Annotated in this window: 1 protein-coding gene; it reads left to right on the top strand. The window is 60.5% G+C overall.

The window, feature by feature from the left end:
* Positions 1 to 53 precede the first annotated feature (53 nt).
* Positions 54 to 1088 (top strand): ferrochelatase, encoded by a 1035-nt coding sequence (gene hemH, locus NW820_RS02615; protein WP_414406617.1) that lies wholly within the window; start codon positions 54 to 56, stop codon positions 1086 to 1088.
* The last annotated feature ends 4 nt before the right edge of the window (positions 1089 to 1092 follow it).

Genomic DNA, 1092 nt, shown 5'->3' with positions numbered 1-1092 from the left:
AGTGGATAAAGAAGAACATGGTGCTCCGCACCGCCAACGCAATGAGCTTTGTTATGTCCAAAAGCGGCGTGCTCCTGCTGAACTTGGGGGGGCCAGAGACCCAGGCTGATGTGCAGCCCTTTCTTTACAATCTGTTCGCCGATCCCGAGCTGATCCGGCTGCCGTTTCCCTTCTTGCAGCGGGCCTTCGCCTGGGCCATCTCCACACTGCGGGCCGAAAAATCCCGCCGCAACTACGCGGCCATTGGGGGGGGATCCCCCTTGCGGCGCATTACTGCTGAGCAAGCGCGAGAACTGCAGGCCCACCTGGTGGCTGAGGGCTATGACGTGCCGGTGTATGTTGCCATGCGCTACTGGCATCCGCTGATCGAGTCGGTGGTGCAGCAGATCAAGTCGGATGGGATCACCCGCTTGGTGGTGCTGCCGCTTTACCCGCAGTATTCCATCAGCACGACGGGATCCAGCTTTAAGCTGCTGGATCGGCTCTGGGCTGAAGATCCGGAGCTGGCATGCATCGAGCGCTGCCAGATCTGCTCCTGGTACGATCAGCCTCAGTACGTGCAGGCGATGGCCAGAGCAATTCGGGAACAGTTGGATGGATTTGCCGAGCCCGAAGGGGTGCATGTGCTGTTCAGCGCCCACGGCATTCCCGAAAGCTATGTCACCGAGGCCGGGGATCCCTACCAACGGGAAATGGAAGCCTGCGTGCGGCTGATCTGGCAGCAGGTGGGACGCCCCAATGACCACACCCTCTCCTATCAAAGCCGGGTGGGTTCGGTGCGGTGGCTGCAACCCTATACCGAACGGGTCATCCCGGAGTTGGGATCCCGAGGTGTGAAGCAGTTGCTGGTGGTGCCGATTAGCTTTGTGTCGGAGCACATCGAGACCCTGCAGGAGATCGACATCGAGTATCGGGAACTGGCCCATCGAGCTGGGATTGCCGATTTTCGCCGTGTGCCCGCCTTAAATACCGACCCTCTGTTCATTGCTGGCTTGGCGGCGCTGGTGCGGACTCATCTGCTCACTCCAGGCTTGGCAGCTCCTGCCTTTGTCCCTGCTGCTGTGGGCAGCTCGCTGCTGGAGCGGTAGGGAA

Origin of the sequence: Synechococcus sp. R55.7 (assembly GCF_047461955.1) — a bacterium.
Taxonomy (GTDB): Bacteria; Cyanobacteriota; Cyanobacteriia; order Thermostichales; family Thermostichaceae; genus Thermostichus.
The sequence above is the reverse complement of the archived record's forward strand: the minus strand, read 5'-3'. Positions and strand labels throughout refer to the sequence as shown.